Consider the following 15,747-nt stretch of genomic DNA (forward strand, 5'->3'; position numbering starts at 1 on the left):
GAATTCATGGACCGATGTTTTGGCCACGGTCTCAATGCTAGGCTAATTCCACATCGAGCAGGTTTTCAGTAACAAAATAATCAGAGGAAATAAAAAAACCCTGGCTCTACAAAGAAACCAGGGTCAAACAGGAACTACCAAAAAAACTTAATGTGCTTCGGACAGTTGCTCCAGAATGGCCGGATTTTCCAGCGTGGACACGTCCTGCGTGATCGGCTCGTTATTGGCGACAAAGCGCAGCAAACGACGCATGATCTTGCCCGAGCGAGTCTTGGGCAGATTCTCACCAAAGCGGATTTCACGTGGCTTGGCGATAGGACCAATTTCCTTGCCCACCCAGTTGCGCAATTCAGCAGCAATCTTGTCGGCTTCTTCGCCGGAAGGCAAATCGCCATTGAGCACCACAAAGGCCACAATCGCTTCGCCCGTGGTTGGGTCAGGCTTGCCTACCACTGCAGCCTCAGCTACCAGCGAGTGCGCCACCAAAGCCGATTCCACTTCCATTGTGCCCAGGCGGTGACCCGAGACGTTCAGCACGTCGTCGATACGACCCATGACCCAGAAGTAGCCGTCGGCATCACGCTGCGCGCCATCGCCGGCCAGGTAATAGCCTTTCAGCTCGGGCGGGAAGTAGCTTTTCACGAAACGGTCTGGATCGCCCCAGATGGTGCGGATCATATTGGGCCAAGGCTTGCGAATGACCAGGAAACCGCCATTGCCGCGCTCGGCCTCGTCACCCACTTCGTCCACAATTGCCACATCCATGCCGGGGAATGGCAGGCCGCAAGAACCCGGTTTCAGTGGAGTAGCGCCTGGCAAGGGAGTAATGACGTGACCGCCCGTTTCCGTCTGCCACCAGGTATCCACAATAGGGCAACGCTCGCGGCCCACATTCTTGAAATACCACATCCAGGCTTCGGGGTTGATGGGCTCACCCACCGAACCAATAATGCGCAGGCTGTCCAGATTGTATTGTTTGGGGTGAATGGCCTCGTCCGCTTCGGCTGCCTTGGTCAGGGAGCGAATAGCGGTAGGAGCGGTATAGAACACCGTCACGCCATGACGTTCAATCATGTTCCAGAAACGGCCAGCATCGGGGTAAGTAGGCACACCTTCAAACACGACTTGAGTCACACCCGCAGCCAGAGGGCCGTAGGTGATGAAGGTATGGCCAGTTACCCAACCGATGTCGGCAGTACACCAGAATACATCGCTGTCTTTGGCGTCGAAGGTCCACTGCACGCTCAGCATGGCACCCAGCAGATAGCCTGCCGAGGAGTGCTGCACACCTTTAGGCTTGCCCGTGGAACCGGAGGTGTACAGAACAAACAGAGGATGTTCTGCATTCACGGACACGGCGGGACAATCGTTGCCTTGACCTTTGACGACATCTTCCCACCACAGATCACGACCTTCGTGCCAGGCAACGGGACCGCCTGTGCGCTTGTACACAATGACGTGACGCACAGCTTCGCAGTCGCCGCCGCTCAAGGCTTCGTCCACTGCATTTTTCAGAGGGATGGCACGGCCACCGCGACGTTGTTCATCAGCTGTAATGACCAGGGAGGCACCCACGTCCACGGCGCGCTCGTGCAAGCTCTTGGCCGAGAAACCGCCAAATACTACAGAGTGAGTAATACCCAAACGGGCACATGCCTGCATGGCCACAATGGCTTGCACCGACATGGGCATGTAGATCAGGGCGCGTTCGCCCGTCTTGTAGCCCAGCGCTTTCAAACCATTGGCAAAGTGGCAAACCTGTTCATACAGTTCGCGGAAAGTGACTTTGGTGACTTCGCCACCGTCGGCTTCAAAGATCAGCGCAGTTTTGTTTTCTGTGGGGGTGCCCAGGTGCTTGTCCAGACAGTTGGCTGAAACGTTCAGCTCGCCATCATGGAACCACTTGTAAAACGGGGGCTTGCTGTCGTCCAGAACCTGAGTGAAAGGCTTGGTCCAGACCAGACGATCGCGGGCCAACTCCGCCCAGAAGCCGGGATTGTCCTGCTCGGCTTTCTGGCAAAGCTCCTGGTAGGCCGCCATGCCAGCAATGCGTGCTTCGCGCTCCAGCGTGGGGAACACGGGAAAGACGCGGCTTTCCGACAGGACGGATTCAATAGACGTTGGACCGCTCATGGTGTTGGCTCCTTTATTTTCCAGATTTGGTGTTTTTTATGGGCCGCGCATGGGCAGCCCAGCTTAATTTTATATAAACGTAACGCGCCTTACTTACTCAATCCTGACAATTGAGATCGGCTTGATTCTTGGCCAAAATGCCACGCTGAAAATTCAAACGCGACAGGATCAGCAGGCCCGCCAAAAAGAATAATCCCGTGCAGGCCAGAGCCAAACGGTGGTTCCCGCCACTGAGCCAAGTCACCAGACCGTAGGACAAGGGACCGCATACAGCGGCCAGTTGAATGGCAAAGGTCCACAAGGCGAAAAATTCGGCCAGACGGCTCTTGGGCGCCAGCAAGCCAACCATGGCCCGCCCGGCACTTTGGCTGCTGCCTATACATAAGCCCGCGACGGCTGCTGCGGCCCAGAAACCGGCCAGGGAACGCGTACTGACGGCAATCCCCACCATGACCAGCCAGGCGCACAAGGTCAGTGCCAACGCACGTCGGTGGCCAATTCGGTCCTGCACATGACCAAACAGCAAAGCCCCCACCGCTGCGGCAATATTGACGGTAAAGATCAGCGTCATGGTTTGCGCCATCGTGAAACCCATGGCCTCGGTCGCATACACCGCCGACAAGGTAATAATGACGGCAATGCCGGCCTGATAAGCGGCACCACATAGCAACAAGGTGCGAAAATCGGGGAAATGCTGATGCACGTCGCGCGCCGAGGCAGTCAGACGCGACAACATGCCCTGCTGCTCTGCCCCGCTGGGCGCACTGCGTTCACGCAGAAACAGAAAAGAAGGCAAGGCTGACAAGGCAAACAAGGTAGCCGTAATCAGGGCAATACCCGGCACATATTCCTGCGCCGTCCACCCCTGCGAAGTCGCCCAGGTCAGAAAAGCCAAAGAAAGACCGAGGGCCAGCATGCCACCAAAATAACCAAAACCCCAGCCCCAACCGGAGACACGTCCCAAGGCGTCTGGCCGGGCAATTTCCGGCAAGAAAGCGCCGATGATGGACTCGCCTATGCAGTAGCAATAATTGGATAAAGCGATGAAAACCAGGGCCCAGACAATGTCATTGGGACCAGCCCAATACAGCATCACGGTTGCCAGCACACAACCTATGGTGCTGCTGAACAAAAGCCGTCTTTTGCCTTGACGTGCATCGGCTTTTGCACCGAGCCCAGGCATGGTCAACATGATGCTTAAATACGAGGCAGACAATGCCAGTGTCCACGCCAAGGTAGCCCAGCTGCGGCCTTCAGCGATAACGCCTACAAAATACGCGCTGTAGACACTGGTCAAAATGACGGTGGTGTAGCCAGAATTTGCGAAATCATACATAGCCCAAGCCCACAACTCGCGCAGCCGTACTCCTTCGTTTAGGGCTTTCCCTAGGGCTTGTCCCATAAATCGCATCATTCAATCCCTATAAACAGTGAAACTTCGCTCTATTTCGGCTAATTTTCAATAATTCAGCAACAAGAGCACTGGACCCATGCACAGGGCCTGAAAACCGCTGTCAGCCGCACTTTGCAACAGTATGATTCAATCGCAAAATACGCTCCTACAATGCTTTACGGTGCAATTATCATCCGGTACACTGCCAAACATTCAACGCACAGCAACGTCCGGCAAAGTATGGTGCTTTTAGTCATACTTACAGCCCTGATACCCATCAATTGCTGCTAATTTCAGCAAAAATAGGCATCAAGGTTGTGCTGCTGCCCACCAAGTCCTTAGACAAGCCCTGGTCATGCCGCCACATTACCTGAATCCACCCGCACTTTTGCACATTACCTATCGCAGCGCCAAGTATCTTTTGTTAGCCGGCGCGCTGGCCCTGACAGGTTGTGCCACCACTGGAACTCAACAGTCCAGCCAAGACAAAGATCGTGCAGAACTGGATCACGGCTATTACGCCGACTACGAATTCCAGACCGAGTCCGACCCGCTGGGTACTTATCTGGCCAACCGCGCTCGTAACGACATCAATATTGCTTACAGCAGTGATCGTCGCCAAGGTCGTACCGAAAGCCGCAGCAAGCAAAATTCTTCCTCTACCCATGGCCTTGCCAACGCCGCCCTGAACTTTCTGGGCGTGAAGTACAGTTTTGGTGGCGATGCCCCCAGCACTGGCTTTGATTGCAGCGGCCTGGTGTCCTACGTGGCTGAAAAATCCCTGGGCCTGAAGCTGCCCCGCCAATCCAAAGACATTGCCAAAGAAGGCACCTCGGTTAACCGCAGCGAGCTGCGCAAAGGCGACCTGGTCTTCTTCAATACTCGTGGCGCTCGTTTCTCTCACGTAGGCATTTACCTGGGTGATGACAAGTTTGTTCACGCTCCTCGCACTGGCGCGGTTGTCCGCGTCGAGAGCATGGAAGTGGGTTACTGGAAAAAACGCTATAACGGCGCACGTCGTCTGGCCGCTGCCGATACACAGCAAGCCGAAGCCCGTCTGCGTAGCGTCAAATAAAGACCACCCTGCTGCCAATCCGGCAAGCCATAAAAAAGCCACTGTTATGAAACAGTGGCTTTTTTTTAATCTGTAAAGATTCCTTCTTTGCCCCAGTAAGTCATGCCGCCAATCTAGTGGCTCTTGGACTTACCGAGCGGACAAGATTCACAATAGCCGCATTGGGTTAAGGCTTGCTTCATGCTACAAACCGAGCGTCGGCAGGCGACCACTCGAATACCGGATTTCAGGGCAGCGGCCCGGAAGGTTTTCATGACGTTGTGACCCAGGAAATCGGTCAGCAAAATCAGCAAATCGGTGCCGGAAGGCAACTGCAGGGTTTTTTTCTGGTGCGCAGGATCACGCCCGCTAATATGATGTTTGATCGAGATATTGTGGATCTTGAGCAGGTCGGGAATGTTCCCCAGACGGTCTGCTCCAACCACGACTGCACTGACGTATTGAGACACAGGAAGCTCCATTGGCTAAGAAAGTTGGATAATGATAATCATTCTTATTATCATAGTCAATTGAGTCGATAGCTTGTTTCAATTTTTACTTATAGCCTTTGACCATAAGTCTTCACTGGCCGGGTAAACCCACAGCAAGGTACCAAATAACAAGGGCCACCGTGATTGCACGGTGGCCCTTGTTATTAATCAAACAGATGCTGCTTGTACGAGCTTACACCTGGCCACCAGCCTGTTTTTCATCCAGAGCGCTCAGCACCACATCGCGGGTCAACTCCGGTGCTAGCATCTCCAGCAATTCAAAAATATAGTCACGCAGGAAGGCCCCGGCCTTCACCGCCACCTTGGTATGGTGGGCACCAAACAAATGCCCTGCTGGCAGGCCAACCAGGCCCTTGTCACGGCGTGGATCGAAAGCGATGCCTGCGATGATCCCGATACCCAGACCCACATCCACATAGGTCTTGATCACGTCAGCATCAATGGCCTCCAGCACAATGTCCGGAGTGATGCCATGTTTGGCAAAGGCCTCGTCAATCGACCCTCGACCCGAGAAGGCATGGTCATAAGTCACGATGGGGTATTGCGCCAGGGTTTCGATGGACAGTTGCTTGTTGGCAGGCAGATCAGCCAGGGGGTGATCCGGCGTTACCACCACCGTGTGTTCCCAGGTATAGACCGGCAAGGCCACCAGGCCCGGCGTCAGCGCCAGAGTTTCAGTAGCGATGGCCACGTCAGCCTGCTCATGGATCACCATCTGGGCCAGCACAGGCGGGCTGCCTTCGGCCAAGGACATATGCACCTTGGGGAAGCGACGACGGAATTCAGGGATCACCTTGGGCAGCAAATATCGTGCCTGGGCGTGGGTACAAGCGATCACCAAGGTGCCTTCATCGCGGCGGGCGAAGTCGTCGCTCACACGCTTGAGGTTGTCGATTTCGCGCATGATGCGATCAATCACCTCGGCGACGGCTTCGCCCGGTCGGGTCAGACCCTTAATGCGTTTCCCATGACGTTCAAAAATCTTGATGCCCAGTTCATCTTCGAACTCGATGATCGCCTTGGACACCCCCGGCTGGGAGGTATAGAGCGAGCGAGCGGCTTCAGTCAGATTGAAGTTACGTCGAATGGTCTCTCGGACAAAGCGGAATTGTTGAATATTCATATGTTAATAGCCCCAGGTACAGGGCTATTATATGTAATAAGGAACAGCTCGCTTATTGCATTAAGTTATATATATAGATTCAACAATTACGTCATGCTGATTGTTGTATTCATCGTATTGGCATGAGCCTGCCAACGAGCCGTGACAGTTTTGGTCTGTGTCCAGAACTGAACGGCTTGTTTGCCGTTCGGGCCCAGGTCGCCCAGTTTGGACGCACGCGAACCAGTAAAGCTGAACCAGGCTACAGGCACAGGGATAGGGATATTGATACCGATCTGGCCTACGTCGATACGGTTCTGGAAGTAGCGCGCATGTCCACCATCCTGAGTGAAGATGGACACGCCATTGCCGTTGGGGTTGCGGTTGATGAACTGCACCGCCTCTTCCAGGGTGTTGACGCGCACAATGCACAGCACAGGACCGAAGATTTCTTCTTCGTAAATGCGCATGTCGGCTTTCACGTCATTGAAAATGGTTGGGCCCACAAAGTTGCCGCTTTCATAACCAGGCACCTTCACGCCACGCCCATCCAGCAAGAGGCTGGCGCCTTCCTGCACACCGGCTTCAATCAGGGATTCCACACGCTGACGAGCACGTGGCGAAACCAGTGGCCCCAGGTCGGCCTGACGGTCTGTACCGACATTGACCTTCATGGTGACCGCACGCTTGACCAGCTCATCGACCCACTCGCCGCTTTCACCCACCATCACGGCCACCGAGATCGCCATGCAACGCTGACCGGCCGCGCCAAAGGCAGCACCCAGCAACTGGTTGATCGCCACGTCACGATCCGCATCAGGCATCACGATGCAGTGATTCTTGGCACCCATCATGGCTTGCGAGCGCTTGCCCGCTTCGGTGGCACGGCGGTGAATTTCGGTACCAACGGCTGTCGAGCCAATGAAGGACACAGCCTTGACCTCAGGATGAGTCACCAGCGCATTGGCAATATCGGCACCACCATGAACCACGTTCAGCACGCCTGGAGGCAGACCCGCTTCCAGAGCCAGCTCGGCCAGCATCAGGCTGGCGCTGGGATCCTGCTCGGAAGGCTTGAGCACGAAGGTATTACCGCAAGCCACGGCCAGCGGGAACATGAAGCAAGGCAGCATCACAGGGAAGTTGAATGCCGTCACGCCTGCACACACGCCCAAGGGCTGGATCAGGGTGTAGACGTCAATCCCGCCCGCCGCATTTTCCGCGTACTCACCCAATTGCATCGAAGCAATGGAACACGCGTATTCGATCACTTCCAGGCCGCGACCTACTTCGCCTTCAGCATCAGGCATGGTCTTGCCGTGTTCGCGCGAAATCGCTTCAGCCAGCTTGGCACTGTTTTCACGCACCAGACGCTGCAGATTCAGCATCACACGCATGCGAGCGCCCTGGCTGGAATGACGCCAGCTTTCATAGGCTTTGGCCGAGCTGGCAATAATGGTTTCCAGCTCTTCCATCGTGGCGTAAGGCACTTGGGCCACGACCTCCTGGGTGGCTGGATTGAGCACGTCGTCCCAACGGGTGCTCTTGGATTGAACATGTTGTCCATCGATCAGCAAAGGTACACGAACCACTTCCGTCATAGCATGTCTCCAATGAATTGCTCAGGCGGCTAAGCCTTATTTGTTATCCCACTTGTATGAGGGTTCTCATTGAGTGTAGAAGCCTCAAGACCCGTTTACCATGTTGAAAAATGCACAGGAGCTGGGCATTTATGCACAAGTCTTTTTCAAGGCGGGCTCGTCACGATGGACTGGGATAATCTGCGTTATTTTCTGGAAGTGGCCCGCTGCCAACGTATCAGCGTTGCCGCCCAACGGCTGGGGGTACAACACAGCACCGTGGCCCGCCGTATCCAGGCGCTGGAGCAGGAACTGGGCTTGCGTCTGTTCCACAAGTCCACCGTCAGCGGCTACAGTTTGACGAGCGAAGGGCAAAATTTGCAGCAACGCATGGAGCCGGTAGAAAGCCGCTTGCTGGCGGCTCGGGAGGCAATCACTGGCAAGGCCCGGCCCTTGACGGGCAAACTGCGGCTGGGCTGCACCGAAGCCTTTGGCAGCTATGTGCTGACGCCCTTGCTCAGCATTTTCCAGACCCAGTATCCGGAGTTGACTCTGGAGCTGCTGCCCGTCCCCCGCCCTATCAGCCTGTCGCGCCGGGATGCCGACCTGGCGATTGCACTGGAACGCCCCCAACGTGGTCCTTACTGGTGTACTCGCCTGGCTGACTACAGCTTGCGGCTCTATGCCCATCAGGATTATTTGAACAGCCACCCACCTATAGAAAGCGTGCAAGATCTGTCCCAGCATCGCTTTATTGCCTATGTGGATGATCTGGTGTTCAGCGACAGCCTGCGCTATCTGGAAGAAATCGTCAGATCCGCTGCCGTGCGCTTTCGCAGTACCAGCGTAATTGCGCAGTATCAGGCCACCTTGCAGGGACAAGGAATTGCCGTCCTGCCCTGCTTTCTGGCGAAAACCGATCCACGCCTGCGCTGTGTCTTGCCCGATCAGGTGGAGTTGCGTCGTCGCTTCTGGATGTTCTGCCATGAAGAGCAACGCCAGAACCCCAGCCTGACCCGGCTGTGGCACTTTCTGAAGCAGTCAGTGGAAGAGCGGCAGGACTTGCTGGATGGGGCTTGAGCCGCCAAACCGATCAACAAGTCATTCGACAGGCACAAAAAAGGGGCTGGACGCCCCCTTTTGCCGATCAGCTTGTTGCTGGCGGTTTAGGTGCCTTGATACGCAATTTACGCCACATCATGAAGACCATGACCAGCAGGAAGATTGCGTGGACCAGCCACAGACCAACCTCAAAGCCCAGTTGCTCATTGCGTATCCAGCCACGCGACAGATTGATCAGGTTCATGTAGAGCAGACCCACCAAGCCCGCCACCAGAATATTGCCGGAGCGCCCCATACGGGGATTCACCGCCCCCAAGGGGATCGCCAGCAAGGCCAGATTCAAGGCAGCCAAGGGCAAGGCCAAACGCCACATGATCTGCGAGCGCGACTCGGCATTGTCATCACTGAATAACAAGGTGGTTTGGCGAGCCTTGATTTGCTGCTCGGCCCGAGCGCGGATAGTTTCAGCAGTATTGCCCGCATCACGGCTTTCCAGGCGCATGCCATAACTTTCAAAGTCCACCATGCGGAACTCGGCCTGACCCGGCTTCAGGTCGTAGCGATGGCCTTCGCTCAAAACCAGAAAGCGGTCGCCATTGGGCTGCTCTTCCATGCGAGCGCTCTGTGCAGTCACAATGCTGAGCCACTGCGGGTCGATCACGCGAGCAATCACATTACCCAGCTCGTCCCCTTCTTTTTCCGGGGAATCTGCGTAAAACACGCGGGCACCATCGTCGGACTCAATAAACTGCCCGGCGGTGACCTTGCTCAGGTCCGAGCGCTGCTCGAAACGCTGGCGGTACTCGGCAATCTGGCGATAGGCCCAAGGCGAGGCCTGCAAGGTCAGCACGGCAATCAGGAGGGCAGTCGGCACCGCACACTGCAACACTGGGGTTATCCAGTTTTTCAAGGACAGGCCGCTGGCAAACCAGACCACCATTTCGGATTCCCGAAAGCTGCGCGTCACCGTGGTGAGCACGGCGATGAACAGGGACACGGCCAGAATAATTGGCAAGGCGGTAATACTGGAAAAGGCGGCCAGACCCAGCACCACGTCAGGACCAATCGTGCCATTGGCCGCTTCGCCTAACAAACGCACCAGAAGTACACTAAGCCACACAATCAGCAAAGTGGACAGTACCACGCCACTGTGACTTAAGATTTCGGATACCGCAGAGCGTTTAAATAGAGACATATGAGAATTTGCGAGATAATCGCAGGTACGATTTGCGACACACTGAGGATAGTTGAATGGAATTTAGCACACAGACATCCGCTTCTTTGCACCAAATTAAGACAGCCGCGCTAGGCGTAGGCGTCTTTGCCGAGGGCATTCTAAGCCCCGCAGCGGAACTTATCGACCGCGCCAGCAACGGAGCTGTGAGCGCTGCTGTCAAAGCCGAGTTTAAAGGCAAGCCCAATACCCACCTGGTGCTGCGCAATCTGCCTGGCGTCAAGGCCGAACGCGTTATTTTAGTCGGCTTAGGCGCTCAAGAGGAATACAAAGCAGCAACTCATACGCAAGCCCAGGCCTGCCTTGCTTCTTACTGCCTGAAAGCAGACCTGAAAGAAGCCGTTTCGGCGCTGTCCAGCATCGATTGCAAAGGCACCACCTTGCGCAGCCGCGCTCAGGATGCTGCCGTGGCTGTTTGCCGCGCCAGCTACCGCTACACCGCCACGTTCAGCAAGCCCGAACCTGCTCCCCAGCTGAGCCAGTTCCTGCTGTGGACGGCCCGCACTCAGGCCAGCGAAGCCAAGGCCGGTCTGGAGCAAGGTCAGGCCATTGGTAACGGTGTGAACCTGACCCGCTTGCTGGCTGACCTGCCCGGCAATATCTGCACCCCCACCTATTTGGGCAAGACGGCAAAACAGTTGGCCAAGGAATTCAAGACGCTGAAAGCCGAAGTGCTGGAGCGCAAGCAGATTGAAGCCTTGAAGATGGGCTCGTTCCTGTCGGTGGCCAAAGGCTCGGATGAACCCCCAGCGTTCATCGTGCTGCGCCACACTCCCAGCACCAAGACCAAGCACGAGGACGGCCCTATCGTCCTGGTGGGTAAAGGCCTGACGTTTGACTCGGGCGGTATCTCCATCAAGCCAGCCGGCAATATGGACGAGATGAAGTACGACATGGGCGGTGCTGCCAGCGTTCTGGGCACCATGCGCGCCATTGCCGAACTGAACATCGATCGCGAAGTGATCGCTGTGGTGGCTTCTTGCGAAAACATGCCTAGCGGGCGCGCCAACAAACCGGGCGACGTCGTAACCAGCATGTCCGGCCAGACTATCGAAATCCTGAACACGGATGCCGAAGGCCGTCTGGTTCTGTGCGATGCTCTGACCTACGTCGAACGCTTCAAACCCGCTGCCGTCATCGATATGGCCACCCTGACCGGCGCTTGCGTGGTCGCTCTGGGCCACGTCAACACCGGTCTGTTCTCGACTGACGACGACCTGGCCGACGAGCTGATGCAAGCTGGCAAGCAGACAGGTGACACTGCCTGGCGCATGCCCATGGACGACGCCTACCAGGAGCAACTGCGCTCGAACTTTGCTGACATGGCCAATATTGGTGGCCCACCAGCCGGTTCGGTAACCGCCGCTTGCTTCCTGTCCCGCTTTACCAAAGCGTACCGCTGGGCTCACCTGGACATCGCTGGCACCGCCTGGCGCAGTGGCAAGGACAAAGGCGCCACAGGCCGTCCCGTGCCTTTGCTGGTTCAGTACCTGCTCAATCAGTGTCGCTAAGCATGACACGCGTCGATTTCGCTTTCGGCGCGCCAGATCGCTTGCGCATGGCCTGCGAGGTCGTGCGCAAGCACTACGAGGCGGGCCGTCAGGTGGTGGTGTATCTTTCCGATGCCCGCCAGCTGGCTCGTTTCGACCGTCTGCTCTGGGGGTTTGAATCCACGGCGTTTGTGCCGCATGTGGGTGTGGAAGACCCCCTGGCGGCCACCACCCCCGTCTTGTTGACCAGTGCCGCCCCCGTGCCCTCTGGTGAGCAAAGCTGGCTATTGAATCTGGATGCCCAATGCCCGCCCGGTTTTGAACAATTCCCGCGTATCTTGGAAATTGTGTCCGAACGGGAAGCCGACCGTACCCAGGCTCGCGAACGCTGGCGTGTGTACCAGACACAGGGCTGTCAGGTGCATGCCCATAAACTGGGTGCTTGAATAATAAAGAAGATTCTTGATTATTCAGGTAGTTGTCAGTTATTCTTGACCACTGATCTCTCTGTATTCTAAGGACTCATCATGAGCGAATTTCGTCAATCAAGCTTGCCTGAGCATAACGGCACCCTGGGCGCCCAGTCGCTGATTGCTCGCAATCGCGTCCTGCGCAACACCTACTGGCTGCTGGCCCTGTCCATGATTCCCACCGTGTTGGGAGCCTTGCTGGGCCTGTCCTCCGGCATTAACCGGGTTATGGGCGCCAGCCCAGGCCTGAGCGCCATTGTTTTCCTGGTCGGTGCCTTTGGCCTGATGTTCCTGGTCGAAAAGAACAAGAACAGCTCGCTGGGTGTCGCCCTGCTGATGGCTTTCACCTTCTTCATGGGCATCATGTTGTCCCGCCTGCTGGGCTTTGTCCTGGGCATGGGTAATGGCGCACAACTGATCATGCTGGCCTTTGGCGGTACCGCCGCGGTCTTTGGCGCGATGGCAACCATTGCCAGCACCACCAAACGTGATTTCTCCGGCATGCAGAAATTCCTGTTTGTCGGCGCCGTCATCTTGCTGGTTGCGGCCCTGGCCAACATCTTCCTGCAGCTGCCTGCGCTGATGCTGACCATCTCCGTGATGGCTATCGGTATCTTCTCGGCCTTCTTGCTGGTTGACCTGCAGCGCGTCATCAACGGCGGTGAAACCAACTACGTGTCGGCCACCCTGGCAATCTACCTGGACGTCTACAACATTTTCAGCAACCTGCTGATGCTTTTGGGCGTGCTGGGCGGTAACCGCGAATAAGATCGCGACCCCGCACTCCCCAAGCCCCCTTTTCGAAGGGGGCTTTTTTTATTGCCCACACGTTCAAGCACATTGGCTTGAAAACCCGCTCATGCCCCTCATCTGCTTGATCTTGCCCTTACGCTTAGGGAGCTTTGAAGCGACCCTGTCAGACCTGGCTAAAGGTTGGATGAATCACCCTGACGAAGCGCCCTGTTTTTCGTGTCCAGGATCAGACGCGCGGGTATAGTAAACCTTATAGAAAAATTTCCCCTCTGGAGAACACTGGTGGCAGTCTTTGAAACTCAACATATTGTCGATAATCTGCGCGGGGCCCGCGAAGAATGGCGACAGGCGCATCAACGCTTGAACGAGCTTGAAGGTCAGGAATTTCCGTCAGTACAAGCCTTGATTCAAGTCACCGAGCAGCTCAAAGGCATCTTGTTTCCGATGCGCCTGGGCAGCCCGGAACTGCGTCGCGAGTACGAAGATCACTTTGTCGGCCACCACCTGGGCCAGGCGCTGAACACTCTGCTGCAACAAGCCCGTATCGAGCTGCAACGCGCCGCTTTGCTGCGTGGCGACAAGCACGACCGTGAAACCATTGAAGAGCAGGCCCACAAAGCCATTCAGGCCTTTGCCAACAAGCTGCCTGACTTGCGCCGCACCCTGGATCTGGACGTGGTTGCTGCCTATCAAGGCGATCCGGCAGCCCGCAACGTCGACGAAGTGCTCTTGTGCTATCCAGGCCTGCTGGCCATGATTCACCACCGCATCGCCCACGCCCTGACCAATCTGGGCCTGCCACTGACAGCGCGCATCATTGCGGAACTGGCCCATAGCCAGACCGGTATTGATATTCACCCCGGCGCGCAGATTGATCATTCCTGTTTCATCGACCACGGCACCGGCGTTGTGATTGGCGAGACCGCCATCATCGGCAAGCGGGTTCGTATTTATCAGGCTGTCACCCTGGGCGCCAAGCGCTTCAGCAAGGACGAGAAAGGCTTGCTGCTCAAGGGCCAGGCCCGTCACCCGATTGTGGAAGACGATGTGGTCATTTACGCTGGCGCCACAATTCTGGGCCGCGTCACGCTGGGTGCCGGCTCCACGATTGGCGGGAATGTCTGGATTACGGAAGACGTACCAGCAGGTTGTTCGGTGACCCAGGCAAATTTGTTGCGCAATCAACCCGACTGCCCGGAAAAACTGCGCTAAGCAGTCTGCTTGTATCACGCGGGACCAAGTCCGGTAACGCCCGGACTCTCTCCTCCAGCGGTTCTCCGTAGTAAAAACAACGACTCCTGATATACCCTCTCGAAAATTGGATAACCATCCAAGCTCTTGGGGGCATGACAGGAGTCGTTTTCCATTGGAGCTCTGCTTCTCTCAAGACGCTCCCAGAATGTCTTTGCAGATGCAAGCTGCGCTTTGGCACTGACAGGTACTGACAAGCAGAATTTACGCCTTGGGAGGCGGCACAGGCGGTCCCGGCCGCCACATCTTGATAAAACCTTCCAAAGCCATCAAGGCAATGGCAATCCAGATCGGAATATAGGTCCACCACTGACTCGCACTCATGGGCTCGTCCAGCAGCAAATACGCCACCCAGAACAGGAGCACCGGCTCCACATAGCCCAAGATACCAAACAAGGCCAAAGGCAGCTGACGGCTGGCAGACAGATAGCTGACCAGCGCAACCGAGCTGATCAGGCCCAAGACCGGGACCTGCCAAATCAAGCGAGGCTGATCCGCGAACAGGCCCCACATCTGCGTATCTTGAACAAAGAGCAGCCAGCAAGCAGGCAGGAACAAGAAGCTCAGATCAAACCAGAGTGAGGCCAGCGAACCCAGACGCAGGTAACGGCGCAGCATGAAATAAGGCGGATAGCCCACAACCACCACCGCTGTCGCCCAGGACACGCTGCCCACGCGGAATAGCTCGTGCAACACACCCAAGCCGGCCAATGCCACAGCGATCCACTGAATGGTGCTCAATCTGTCTTTGTAGATCACCCGACCGACCAGCACCATCATCAACGGCAACAGGAAGTAGCCCAAGGACACGTCCAGCGCCATCTGGTGCAAAGGTGCCCAGACAAAAATCCAGAGCTGCACCCCCACCAGCGCCGCAGCCAGCAGGAGCAAGGCAAAATAGCGCCAATTACCGGGCCAGTGGCGTAGAACCCAACGTACCTCCCGCCAGCGTCGTGCGCGAGTGATCACCAAAGCCAAGGCAGGCAAGCCCAGCACAATGCGCCAGGCAAAAATCTGCTCACCACTGAGCGGGTGCAAGACGGTGGCGTAGTAGTACAGGCAAGCGAATAACGCTGAGGCCAGAACCGACAGCAAAACACCTTGCTTCATGAGTGCGCCTCGTCCATTTTCTGACGCCGCAAATAAGCCTGCCCCACACTGAACAGACGATCACGCTTTAACAAGGTATGTGTATCCAGTGCCTGCGCTTCGGGCGTCAGCATCAAAGCGGGCAAACCATCCAGCAAACGCTGCATCAAGTCCGGGTGCGCGGCCATGTACGAACCCAAAAGCTGATCCGGCTCCCACAGGCTGATCCCCAGGCGACGCAGCTCGGAACGATTGAAGTCTTTCAGATTGCGGGTCAGGATGCCGACTGGCTGATCAGGATAACGCTGCTGTGCCAATCGGGCGGTGGCGATCACATGCCAGTCCTTGGCATCGGAGTAGCGCAAATTCTTCTTGAACTCGCTGCTATCGCCTAAATCGGCGTCGGGGTAACGCTGTTGCAGCGCCTCCCACTGCTCCTCGATAGAGGTGGGCATGACCTTCCACAACCTGCCCGCATTGCGACGCCACTCGTCCCCAATCACCGGACTCCAGACAGGTTTGAACACCTGCTCGTCAGCCAGGGCCAGGAGCAAGCGGCGCAGTACGTTGGAAATCAGTACGCAGGTATCCAATACCAGCACGGAAGGAAGAGGGACGGCCATA

Annotated in this window: 14 protein-coding genes; 6 read left to right on the forward strand and 8 right to left on the reverse strand. The window is 56.3% G+C overall.

What is annotated here, in order from left to right; translation table 11 throughout:
• Positions 1–147 precede the first annotated feature (147 nt).
• Complete coding sequence (gene acs / locus CPY64_RS11530; protein ID WP_042482358.1) at positions 148–2,133, reverse strand: acetate--CoA ligase; 1,986 nt, start codon at positions 2,131–2,133, stop codon at positions 148–150.
• A gap of 97 nt (positions 2,134–2,230) precedes the next feature.
• Positions 2,231–3,535 (reverse strand): MFS transporter, encoded by a 1,305-nt coding sequence (locus tag CPY64_RS11535; RefSeq protein ID WP_080723713.1) that lies wholly within the window; start codon positions 3,533–3,535, stop codon positions 2,231–2,233.
• A 346-nt stretch (positions 3,536–3,881) separates the two neighbouring features.
• Here CPY64_RS11535 and CPY64_RS11540 point away from each other — a divergent pair, with 346 nt between their 5' ends.
• Positions 3,882–4,601, forward strand: a complete 720-nt coding sequence (locus CPY64_RS11540) for a C40 family peptidase (RefSeq protein WP_223254064.1) — start codon at positions 3,882–3,884, stop codon at positions 4,599–4,601.
• Between the two features lie 113 nt (positions 4,602–4,714).
• Here the strand turns inward: CPY64_RS11540 and CPY64_RS11545 are convergent, their stop codons facing one another.
• The 3 genes from CPY64_RS11545 to CPY64_RS11555 form a co-directional block, all read right to left on the reverse strand.
• Positions 4,715–5,050 (reverse strand): DUF2325 domain-containing protein, encoded by a 336-nt coding sequence (locus CPY64_RS11545; protein ID WP_009456553.1) that lies wholly within the window; start codon positions 5,048–5,050, stop codon positions 4,715–4,717.
• Between the two features lie 214 nt (positions 5,051–5,264).
• Entirely contained in the window at positions 5,265–6,215 is a 951-nt protein-coding gene (locus tag CPY64_RS11550) for a CysB family HTH-type transcriptional regulator (protein ID WP_042482365.1), read from the reverse strand.
• Between the two features lie 86 nt (positions 6,216–6,301).
• Positions 6,302–7,795, reverse strand: a complete 1,494-nt coding sequence (locus CPY64_RS11555) for a CoA-acylating methylmalonate-semialdehyde dehydrogenase (protein ID WP_042482367.1) — start codon at positions 7,793–7,795, stop codon at positions 6,302–6,304.
• Positions 7,796–7,960: 165 nt separating this feature from the next.
• Between CPY64_RS11555 and CPY64_RS11560 the strand changes: the two genes are divergently transcribed.
• On the forward strand, positions 7,961–8,854 hold the full coding sequence (locus CPY64_RS11560; RefSeq protein ID WP_042482370.1) for a LysR family transcriptional regulator: 894 nt from the start codon (positions 7,961–7,963) through the stop codon (positions 8,852–8,854).
• A gap of 67 nt (positions 8,855–8,921) precedes the next feature.
• On the opposite strand, the gene lptF is transcribed toward CPY64_RS11560, so the two are convergent.
• Positions 8,922–10,031 carry an LPS export ABC transporter permease LptF gene (gene lptF / locus CPY64_RS11565; protein ID WP_042482373.1) on the reverse strand — a complete coding sequence of 370 codons (1,110 nt, stop codon included), beginning with the start codon at positions 10,029–10,031 and terminating at the stop codon, positions 8,922–8,924.
• A 56-nt stretch (positions 10,032–10,087) separates the two neighbouring features.
• Between lptF and CPY64_RS11570 the strand changes: the two genes are divergently transcribed.
• The 4 genes from CPY64_RS11570 to epsC all read left to right on the forward strand — a co-directional run bounded on the left by CPY64_RS11570 (position 10,088) and on the right by epsC (position 13,995).
• A complete protein-coding gene (locus CPY64_RS11570) occupies positions 10,088–11,581 on the forward strand; it encodes a leucyl aminopeptidase (RefSeq protein WP_042482376.1) in 1,494 nt (497 codons plus the stop codon).
• Positions 11,582–11,583: 2 nt separating this feature from the next.
• Positions 11,584–12,006 (forward strand): DNA polymerase III subunit chi, encoded by a 423-nt coding sequence (locus CPY64_RS11575; RefSeq protein WP_042482379.1) that lies wholly within the window; start codon positions 11,584–11,586, stop codon positions 12,004–12,006.
• 81 nt (positions 12,007–12,087) lie between these two features.
• A complete protein-coding gene (locus CPY64_RS11580) occupies positions 12,088–12,798 on the forward strand; it encodes a Bax inhibitor-1/YccA family protein (protein ID WP_042482383.1) in 711 nt (236 codons plus the stop codon).
• Between the two features lie 267 nt (positions 12,799–13,065).
• The gene (epsC, locus tag CPY64_RS11585) at positions 13,066–13,995 is read left to right on the forward strand and encodes a serine O-acetyltransferase EpsC (RefSeq protein WP_042482386.1); all 930 of its coding nucleotides are present in this window, start codon (positions 13,066–13,068) and stop codon (positions 13,993–13,995) included.
• 243 nt (positions 13,996–14,238) lie between these two features.
• On the opposite strand, the gene rarD is transcribed toward epsC, so the two are convergent.
• Positions 14,239–15,144: an EamA family transporter RarD gene (gene rarD, locus CPY64_RS11590; protein WP_042482389.1), complete on the reverse strand. Its 906-nt coding sequence runs from the start codon at positions 15,142–15,144 to the stop codon at positions 14,239–14,241.
• On the reverse strand, positions 15,141–15,746 hold the full coding sequence (locus CPY64_RS11595) for a PIN domain-containing protein (RefSeq protein ID WP_042482390.1): 606 nt from the start codon (positions 15,744–15,746) through the stop codon (positions 15,141–15,143). Before CPY64_RS11595 ends, rarD begins: the two co-directional genes overlap by 4 nt.
• Between the last annotated feature and the right edge of the window lies 1 nt (position 15,747).

Origin of the sequence: Alcaligenes faecalis, assembly GCF_002443155.1 — a bacterium.
In the GTDB taxonomy this organism is placed as follows: domain Bacteria; phylum Pseudomonadota; class Gammaproteobacteria; order Burkholderiales; family Burkholderiaceae_B; genus Alcaligenes; species Alcaligenes faecalis.

Excerpts from the sequence above, each read along its gene's own strand:
- acs (WP_042482358.1), bottom strand. The coding sequence starts at position 2,133 with ATGAGCGGTCCAACGTCTATTGAATCCGTCCTGTCGGAAAGCCGCGTC.
- CPY64_RS11535 (WP_080723713.1), bottom strand. The coding sequence starts at position 3,535 with ATGGGACAAGCCCTAGGGAAAGCCCTAAACGAAGGAGTACGGCTGCGC.
- CPY64_RS11540 (WP_223254064.1), top strand. The coding sequence starts at position 3,882 with ATGCCGCCACATTACCTGAATCCACCCGCACTTTTGCACATTACCTAT.
- CPY64_RS11550 (WP_042482365.1), bottom strand. The coding sequence starts at position 6,215 with ATGAATATTCAACAATTCCGCTTTGTCCGAGAGACCATTCGACGTAAC.
- CPY64_RS11555 (WP_042482367.1), bottom strand. The coding sequence starts at position 7,795 with ATGACGGAAGTGGTTCGTGTACCTTTGCTGATCGATGGACAACATGTT.
- CPY64_RS11560 (WP_042482370.1), top strand. The coding sequence starts at position 7,961 with ATGGACTGGGATAATCTGCGTTATTTTCTGGAAGTGGCCCGCTGCCAA.
- lptF (WP_042482373.1), bottom strand. The coding sequence starts at position 10,031 with ATGTCTCTATTTAAACGCTCTGCGGTATCCGAAATCTTAAGTCACAGT.
- CPY64_RS11570 (WP_042482376.1), top strand. The coding sequence starts at position 10,088 with ATGGAATTTAGCACACAGACATCCGCTTCTTTGCACCAAATTAAGACA.
- CPY64_RS11575 (WP_042482379.1), top strand. The coding sequence starts at position 11,584 with ATGACACGCGTCGATTTCGCTTTCGGCGCGCCAGATCGCTTGCGCATG.
- CPY64_RS11580 (WP_042482383.1), top strand. The coding sequence starts at position 12,088 with ATGAGCGAATTTCGTCAATCAAGCTTGCCTGAGCATAACGGCACCCTG.
- rarD (WP_042482389.1), bottom strand. The coding sequence starts at position 15,144 with ATGAAGCAAGGTGTTTTGCTGTCGGTTCTGGCCTCAGCGTTATTCGCT.
- CPY64_RS11595 (WP_042482390.1), bottom strand. The coding sequence starts at position 15,746 with ATGGCCGTCCCTCTTCCTTCCGTGCTGGTATTGGATACCTGCGTACTG.